Genomic DNA, 7,982 nt, shown 5'->3' on the forward strand with positions numbered 1-7,982 from the left:
GGAGATGTCGTTGGAAACCTTAACGGTGAGAAGCCAAAATGGGCCTTGACGAACCAAAGATAATTGTTGCGCTCTATTTGAATGGAGAGCACCTTGATCCGGAGTCAGTTACTCGTGAAATTGGTGTTGGCCCTTCAAGGGCGCAGAAGAAGGGCGAGCGGCGTGTGACTTCTTCTGGGCTGGAGTTTCTCGTAAAACAGGGGAGCTGGGCATTGAGTTTTGAGTTGGGCTCGACATCGCTTGRCGATCATTTGGCGCGACTCATTCAGTCCTTTCCGATTGGAAAGCCGTTGTCGGCGATTGCGAATGTCGAAGACGCCTATATTGATGTCTTTGTTGCGCTGTCTAGCAGTTTGGACGGTGATGCGAAATGCGAGTTGGATATCGAGCCAGATGTTCTTGTATCGTTAGCTCAACTAGGATTGCCGATACGCATAACTGTGAACGTTGTGCGAGAGTGATTGGACTGCATTGATGTCGGTAGTGGCCGCTGCATAAATCGAGTTTGAAGGAAGGGCCCCCTGTGATCTTGAGCGACCCGCTTACCAGCCGTGGATAGCCTGCAGCACAATGCGCGCCGCAGCCACATGTACGGTCTCGCTGTTGCCGTCCATATCGGCTTCGTTCGCATGACGGGGCGCACGCTCCTTGCCTACAAGCAGGTACCCAAGTTCCTCCGTGCCCATGTCGGCGTGCGCGGCGTACGGACAGACATTAATTGGCTGTAGCCTCACGGCAGCCGACTCGACCGTCACCTATACCTTCGATGCCGGTAACCGGCGCCCGGCTTCCAGGCGCAAGGGGGGCAAGTGGGGTTCAGGGCGGTCGAAGCTTTGGAAAATTTGGCGAAGGCTATGGAGCATATGGCGCGTCGGGAATAGAAGGCCAACATGCGTATGTTTCGCCTCCACTTTGGGGAGTTCCATGTCCGTAAATGTAAGGGATATGATAGTTGGGATCGTTTTTTTGATTTTGTACCTGGTCGCACGTCTCTTGTCTGGATCTAAGATTAATGCCATAGGCACTACTGCGGTAATCGCCCTGTGTTTATTGGTGATTTTAAGGCTCTCCGGGGATGGAAGTTGGAGAGGGCTGGGTCGATGGATAAAAGAACACGTTATTAGTTTTATTCTTGTTACCGCTGCATCTTTGGGAACATTTGTTGTCGGCGTTTTTACGCCGGCCGCCTGACCGACGCGCGGGGCGGGCAAACGAGTTTTGCTTATGACGCCAAGGATCGACTCGCCAGCAAGACGGCCCCACTGCTGCAAATAGAGCGTTACACCTACGACGGACGGGACAACTTGCGTACGCATGCGTGGCTTGCAGCGCTATTCCTGGAAGGCGAGAATCCGGCGAAGCCTATCCATCTCTACATCAACTCGCCCGGTGGAGTCATTACCAGCGGGCTCGCCATGTACGACACCATGCAATACATCAAAGCGCCGGTGCATACGCTGTGCATGGGGACCGCGCGCTCCATGGGCTCGTTTCTGCTGATGGCGGGTGAGCCAGGCGAAAGGGCAGCGCTCCCCAATGCGAGTCTGCACGTCTATCAGCCGCTGGGCGGTTTTCAAGGGCAGGCGTCGGATTTCCTCATTCATGCCGAGGAGACGCAGCGGACCAAGCATCGTGTCGCCCGGCTCTATGCCGAGCATTGCGGGCGCACCTACGAGGAGGTCGAGCGCACCCTTGACAGGGACCGCTACATGACATCGGAGCAAGCGCTGGAATGGGGGCTGATCGACCGCGTCCTCACGCAACGGGAACTGGCACCGTTACGGTGAGAGCGCGAACCGAGCTTCCTGGCGCCGGCCAGGAGAACTCCGATCTTGATGTGGGACGGCGACAGCTGTGATCGCAGCCTGTAAACTGGCGGCGCGATGCCTGAGTATCGCGCTTACCTTGCTCCTGCCCGTACAACACATGAACATCTTCTCCCGCTACTTCGGACGCGCTGACGAATCCGCCGACGCCACCGCCCTGAGCGCCAACGCCGCTATCGAGAATCCGCTCAGCCTGCAGGTGCTGTTCGCCGGACCGCTCACGACGCAGGCAGCCGCGTTGACGACCGCCTTGCGCGCCTTTCATCCCTCCATGAGCAAGGCACGCGCCGAGATTGCCCCAGACATGCAGGAGTTGTTCGGACTCATCGGCTGGGGCACGCACGTGGTGCGGCTAATTGGTTTCGATGCGCCCTATCCCCGGGACTCGCTCGAAGCCTGCGTGGCGCCCGCGGCCTACCCGGCGGAGGTCAAAGACGAGGTACGTGCGCACACCAGCCACATCATCCTGTACTACGCGGGTTTTGACGACAATCCGCTGGAGCAGTACGTAGCGCTCGCCGCCGTAGCCGGTGCCCTGGCGGGCTTCGGTGCCCTGGCGGTGTTGAACGAACACGCGCGCACCTCACTGCCCGCCGGTATCCTTGCGCCAGACAGCCTTGGCAGCGAGAGCCTGGAATTGCTGCGCAGCCTGCCGCTCAATGCCCTCTACTGCGGCTTCGTCAAGTATGAAGTGCAGGATGTACAGGGCGTGTGGATGCGCACCTACGGCGGCGACCTGTTCGGACTCCCCGATTTTGCTGTGCTTGCCAGTGGGCACGAAGAGGGCCAGCGGTATGCCGACATCTTCAACAACATCATGGGCTATATGATGGAGAGCGGTGCGGAGCTGGCGGCCGGGCATACCATGCAAATCGGCGAATCCACCTATATGAAACTGCGTGAGCCGGCCGAGGTGGAGTATTTCCTGGATGGCCCCGGTAAGGTGCTGGTTGCAGAGGTGATTACGGAGGAGCAGATCAATCAGATCGATCTGTAGCATGGCGCTGCCGGGAACGCATCAGCAACACACTCAACGGAGAGTAGACATCGAAGACATCGTGTTTGGCCTCGGCCTGCTTGTGGGGGGCATCTCCGCGGCCGTTGGGAGCGTGCGGCTGCGCTCGGTAATATGGCGCGTGGTTTTGCCAGGTAGCGTGGCAATCGCAGCATTTGCCCTGGCGACAATCTGGGGGCGGCCGTACTCAGGCCTTCTGGTTTTGTTCATCAGCGTGGCCGCCGGCAGCGGCTATCTGATTGGCATGCTGGCAACGCTGTTCGCGCGGCGCGCCATTCATCGAAGGACTGGTTGATGCGCGGATKAACCAATGCGCCGGGCCGTCGTTGATCCAGTTTCCTCATCACCTTTGAAGCGCTTACACCGAATCCCACCTGAATGTCTACCACCTTGCAGAGACGCCTGACCATCCTGCGCCGCGCCGCCCAACCGAAGAACCACTTCGCCGTCGATATCATGAGAACACGACTTGGCAATCGCGCAGGCATCCGGGCGCTGGCTTTCTGGATGCTCGCTCTCCTGTTCACAACGTCTGCAACCGCTCAGCAGTTCGATCGCGCGGCACAAGCGCAGCGTTACCGCGCATGGCGGCAGCAATTCGAAACGGACTTCGCCACGCTGCAGCAGCGGCGCAATGCGGGCGCGCAGATCACCGAGGCACAGATCGAGCAGGTTTTCTCAAAGTCAGTCGTGCCGAAATCGCGTGCCGTGCCGCTACTGAAGGCGTTGGCAGAACAGAGCGACATTAGCGCGGGCAGCGGCTTCGCGGTGGTGGGTGCTGGGCGTATCTTCTTCAACCTGCTGCACGACTCAGTGCCGGCGGGTGAGGGCGGCATCTATCCGGAAAACGAAGCGACGATCGGCGCGCACAACCTTAGCGTCTGGTATATGCACATCAACGGCGGCGGTGGCGACGCCACGGAGCGCTACTTCAGCGACCCCAAGCGCTTCGAGCCGTACCGCCTGCCACCGGCGGGCAGGTTCGAGCGGCGGGCCTATCCCTTCCTGCTGATGGATGACAAGAGCGGCGCGTTGCGCCTGGGCGGCGTCAGCGCCGAGTTTTGGAACCTGGTGTCCTACCTCCATGCCACGCAATTTCAATAAGCCGAGCCCGGCACAAACGCTGGCACTGCTGCTCGCGCTTTCCATCTCGCCGGTCGCTCACGCCGTGTGCGATCCGGCAGCCAGCGCCGCCGCTGCGATGACGCGGGTTGTGGTGGACTTTCCGCTGGAAGACGCTGGCACGCTGCTGGGCCTGGATGGTGCGCGTGTCAAGTCGGACAACCTGGAGGCGCCGCTGCGCATCTCCATTGCCGGCCGCGCACGGGCTTCGCTATGGGCTGAGCAGGTCGACTGGTCGGTCTACGGCCTGCCCGCGGACAAGCGGGTGGGCCCAACCGTGCTGTACTTCGATGGCGCGGGCGACAACGCGCGCCACCTGTGCCGGGTGGAGCAGTACCGCTTTACCGAGGCGTTCGAACAAAGGCGCGAGGCGCTGCTGAGTCCGGCACAGAGCCTTCGCTATGCATCGGAGCGCCGGCACGGCCAGCCGGGCAATCGTGCCGACGATGCGCGTGCGGCCGGGCCTGAAGACTACGAGCTGGAGCGCACGCTCGTACTGCGCTACGACGGCGCGGCACGCCTGGCTGCCTTCGACACGGTTGACAGCGAGGACGACGCGCCGCCGAAGCTGTCCAGCCAGCATTGCCTACGCTACGACAAGGCGGGCTGGCTTGCCTCATCGGGCGAAGGTGCATGCGAGTCCGGCTCCGGCGAGACGGCCGCGCTGCGCTATGTGCATGATGCCGATGGCCGCCTGCTGCGCATGATCCAGCGCGATCCCCATGGGCGGCGCGTGCAGGTGCGCACCTTCGATGCGCAAGGCAAGCCGCGGCACCTGTATATCAAGGAAGGCCCGAGCGAGGGCTACGCGTCGATGAACGTAGGCCTGCCTTATCGCTTGCCCGAGAGCCTGGGTGCCCAGCGTGGGCATGACTCAAGCTATGCCGCGAGCAATCCCGCGCAATACACCATGGTGCTGAACGGCCCGGACTGGCGTGTTCCGTCGGTGGAGTCCTGGCATTACCCATGGCGAATCCTGCTGCTGCCTGGCGACGAGACCGCGGGCGACATCATGGCGTTCAGCGCCGGGCAGCGCGAGGTGCTCGCCTCCGGCAACAGCGGGCAGGGTGGCGACATCCGACTTACCGCGCAGCAGAAACGCAAGATCTGGGAAGCCGCGCGCGCGCGTCCGGGCCGGGTGTTCTGGAACTATGCGCCGGGGCAGGACCTGGTACTGGTGGCGGCGATGCCGGAGGCGGTGTGGCGCCAGTGCGCCGATACAGCGGAACGCACGGCGCAGGCTTGCGAAGCGCAGCCAATCGCCACGGGCAAGCGCTAGTTATATGGCCACGTAAGCAGATCAAGCCATGCCGAGCGTTTCATTCTCCGTCCGTTTTCTGTTTGCCTGCTGTCTTTTGGTCGCGACGGCCAATCATGTGCGGGCAGTCTTTCAACATGGCTTTCTCTGGGACTACGGCTATGGGAATGGCGCGTACTGGGCCAGCCGGGTGTTCTGGGGAGCGCTGACGATTGTTGATCCGTTGGCGGTGCTGCTTCTTTTCATCAAACCAAGGGTGGGCATCGCGCTCACAGCGGCAATCATCATTGTCGACGTCGTTCACAACACGTTCTACGTCGCATTGAATCGGCAGTGGTTCGAGCCGTTCTACCTTTCGCAGGTAGCGTTCCTACTGACGGTTCTCCTGCTCTCGCCCATGGCGTGGCATCGTACGGCTCGCAGGGGCGAATCAAGCCGATATTGACCCGCCGTCCCCCCAACTGCGCTAGCGTGGCCTGCCGCGTGCGCTCGGCTTGATGCTCCCTGCGCGTGGCGCGTCCTTACCCGCCATGGCGCCGCCGCCGTTCATCTGCTCCATCCACGACAAGGCGTCGACGTACGACAAGAACTGGTGGAGATATTCAGGCGACAGTTCTCGCATCAGTGAGAGCGAGCGATGCACGAGGCGGCTCGAATTGAGCGGGCCGGCATTGTCGGGCACTTGCTCCAGCGACTGCCGCAACCGTCGATCGGTGCTGACCCTGGACCAGGTTTCCCGGAAGTAGTCGAGCACCTCCATGTCCGGTAGGGACGCGCGCCGGGGTACGGCTGCAATCGTTGCGGGGGCGCCGCGATCCGCCGGCGCCCGGATGGCCATGTAGTTGATCAGTCCGGCCAGCGGCCCGCGAGGGGGAGCGCCCGGCGATGCTGTGCCGCCGACATTGCGGTCTTTGCATTCGGTGCTTTCAAGATCGCCGGCATAGGCCTCGAGCAGATTGGCCAGCCTGCTGTCGAGGATGCGTCGCGCATCGCCGCTGTAGGCGGCCGCCCGTCGGGCCAGCGCCTCGATGAATCGAAAGCGGACAGGATTCAGGCGATCGGCGCCACGCGCGCGCCATGCGTCGAGCGTGGCAAGCGCGTCGCGGCTTTCGGCACCAATCTCGCCACTAATCACGCGGCTTCCCCGTTTCGTTGGACGGCCTCGGGATTGGCGCGATCTCCACGCGCCGGTTCTTGGCTCGTCCCTCGTCGTTGGCATTCGAGGTCACGGGCTGCTCGGCGCCGAAGGCGGCCGCAAACACCGAGGAGGGCGGGACGCCTTCATCGATCAACGCGCGGGTCACCGTCAACGCGCGCTGGGCCGACAGTTCCCAGTTGTCGGCAAAGCGGCGGTTGGCCTCGCGCATCTGGCGGTCGTCGGTAAATCCGCTCACCATCAGGATCTCCTCGCGGGCCTGGAGGTAAGCGGACAGCGGCGCGGCCAGGCTCTTCAACACCTCCCGGCCTTCGGGCTGCAATTGATCGGAGTTGAGGGCAAACAACACGCTGCCCTTGATGCCGATGCGCCCGTTGACCAGCGTCACCCGGCCCGCCGCCAGCGGGCCGGCCAGCGCTTGCTCAAGGGCCTCGCGGCGATGCTTCTCCACCTGCCGTTGCTTGACTTCCTCCTCCAGCCTGGTCGAGAGTTCCAGCTGCACGCCGATGACGCTCACCAGGATCAGCACAAAGGCGCCCAGCAGCACCGACATCAGGTCGCCGAAGACGGCCCAGATTGGCACGGCCGGCTCCACGCCGGCGTCGATCTCCTCRCTCATGCCGCTTCGGCGCTGGCGGGCGCCCGCTGTCCTGCGAGATGTTGCAGGTTTTCGACGATCTGCTTCTGCGACAGCATGCTCAGGTCGATGACTTCCCTGGCCTGTGCGACGTAATAGGCAAGCTGTTCGTCGCTACGCGCGACGGACTTGTCCAGCGCGGCTTCGATGCGCTGGAGGTGGGCCACCAGCTTGTCGTTCGACTCGCCGAACAGCTGCACCGCCATGCCGAAGGCTTCGCCCAGGCTTGCCACCTCGACAGCGCTGCCGGTGACCTGCGCGGCGACGGCTTCCAGCTTCCCGGCTTCAGCCTCGACCTTGTCGGTGAACCGGGTGCCGACACGGTCCAGCAGATCCGCCGTCGTGCCGACCAGGGCGTCGACGGCCGTGCGCTGCTCGGTGGAGGCATGGTTCACGGCATCGAGCAGGGTTTCCAGCGTTTCCAGCAAGCGGCCGCGCTCCTCCAGCATCGCGTTGTCGCGGGCCATGCTGTCGGAGAGCTTCTGGCGCAGTTCGCCAATGACGTCGGCCGCTGCCTTGGGGGCTTCCGAAGCGGCTTGCACGAGCCGGGCAATCTCGGCGATGGTGTTGCTGGCGTGCGCTTGCGTCTGGGCCGAGATGTCGCGCGCGGTTTGCGCCAGCGTGTCGCAGATTTCCTGCTGCCGGCTGACATTGTGCGTGCCTGCCTGCTCCCACTCTTGGCGCAGCGTTGCCGCCATCGTGCCGAGCGTATCGCTCCAGGCTGCCAGCCGCTGCTGGTCCCGCGCTGCCAGTTCCGCTTGCAGGTCCGCATGCGACTGGCCCACGGTTCGCACCAGCGACGCCGAGTGCTGCTCAAATGTCGCCGCGGCCGCCGCCAGCGCGTGCTGGTTGTCGCCCGCCAGTTTTTCGCTGACGCGTTCGTGCTGGGAGAGYGCATTGCTCCACGCTTCCGACATGCCGCTCGTTGCCGTTTCCAGGCGGGCGGAGACGCTTTCCAGCAGCTTGGG

The 7,982-nt window shown here is 62.8% G+C and carries 10 protein-coding genes and 1 pseudogene; 8 read left to right on the forward strand and 3 right to left on the reverse strand.

The window, feature by feature from the left end:
- Positions 1 to 38 precede the first annotated feature (38 nt).
- The 8 genes and pseudogenes from AC1DS3_RS09890 (at position 39) to AC1DS3_RS09925 (ending at position 5,666) form a co-directional block, all read left to right on the forward strand.
- Positions 39 to 461 carry a DUF4279 domain-containing protein gene (locus AC1DS3_RS09890; protein WP_477127090.1) on the forward strand — a complete coding sequence of 141 codons (423 nt, stop codon included), beginning with the start codon at positions 39 to 41 and terminating at the stop codon, positions 459 to 461.
- Between the two features lie 463 nt (positions 462 to 924).
- Positions 925 to 1,191 carry a hypothetical protein gene (locus AC1DS3_RS09895; RefSeq protein WP_441630961.1) on the forward strand — a complete coding sequence of 89 codons (267 nt, stop codon included), beginning with the start codon at positions 925 to 927 and terminating at the stop codon, positions 1,189 to 1,191.
- 137 nt (positions 1,192 to 1,328) lie between these two features.
- A pseudogene (locus tag AC1DS3_RS09900) lies at positions 1,329 to 1,787 on the forward strand (ATP-dependent Clp protease proteolytic subunit); the annotation flags it as partial.
- A 139-nt stretch (positions 1,788 to 1,926) separates the two neighbouring features.
- Positions 1,927 to 2,823, forward strand: coding sequence for a DUF4261 domain-containing protein (locus AC1DS3_RS09905; RefSeq protein WP_477109707.1), 897 nt, complete (start codon positions 1,927 to 1,929; stop codon positions 2,821 to 2,823).
- Between the two features lies 1 nt (position 2,824).
- On the forward strand, positions 2,825 to 3,136 hold the full coding sequence (locus AC1DS3_RS09910) for a hypothetical protein (protein WP_441630965.1): 312 nt from the start codon (positions 2,825 to 2,827) through the stop codon (positions 3,134 to 3,136).
- A gap of 83 nt (positions 3,137 to 3,219) precedes the next feature.
- Positions 3,220 to 3,945, forward strand: a complete 726-nt coding sequence (locus tag AC1DS3_RS09915) for a hypothetical protein (RefSeq protein ID WP_441630967.1) — start codon at positions 3,220 to 3,222, stop codon at positions 3,943 to 3,945.
- Positions 3,926 to 5,242, forward strand: coding sequence for a hypothetical protein (locus AC1DS3_RS09920; RefSeq protein ID WP_441630969.1), 1,317 nt, complete (start codon positions 3,926 to 3,928; stop codon positions 5,240 to 5,242). The genes AC1DS3_RS09915 and AC1DS3_RS09920 overlap by 20 nt, the downstream gene beginning before the upstream one ends.
- Positions 5,243 to 5,270: 28 nt before the next feature.
- Positions 5,271 to 5,666: a hypothetical protein gene (locus tag AC1DS3_RS09925; RefSeq protein ID WP_441630971.1), complete on the forward strand. Its 396-nt coding sequence runs from the start codon at positions 5,271 to 5,273 to the stop codon at positions 5,664 to 5,666.
- Between the two features lie 21 nt (positions 5,667 to 5,687).
- Here the strand turns inward: AC1DS3_RS09925 and AC1DS3_RS09930 are convergent, their stop codons facing one another.
- From AC1DS3_RS09930 to AC1DS3_RS09940, 3 genes are all read right to left on the reverse strand, one after another.
- Positions 5,688 to 6,353, reverse strand: a complete 666-nt coding sequence (locus AC1DS3_RS09930) for a DUF2894 domain-containing protein (RefSeq protein ID WP_441631456.1) — start codon at positions 6,351 to 6,353, stop codon at positions 5,688 to 5,690.
- Positions 6,349 to 6,996 carry an OmpA family protein gene (locus tag AC1DS3_RS09935; RefSeq protein ID WP_043354157.1) on the reverse strand — a complete coding sequence of 216 codons (648 nt, stop codon included), beginning with the start codon at positions 6,994 to 6,996 and terminating at the stop codon, positions 6,349 to 6,351. The genes AC1DS3_RS09930 and AC1DS3_RS09935 overlap by 5 nt, the downstream gene beginning before the upstream one ends.
- A partial coding sequence (locus tag AC1DS3_RS09940; RefSeq protein WP_477127091.1) for a DUF802 domain-containing protein occupies positions 6,993 to 7,982 on the reverse strand: 990 nt, incomplete at its 5' end. The genes AC1DS3_RS09940 and AC1DS3_RS09935, both read right to left, overlap by 4 nt.

It is taken from the genome of Cupriavidus sp. 01L46, assembly GCF_056399905.1.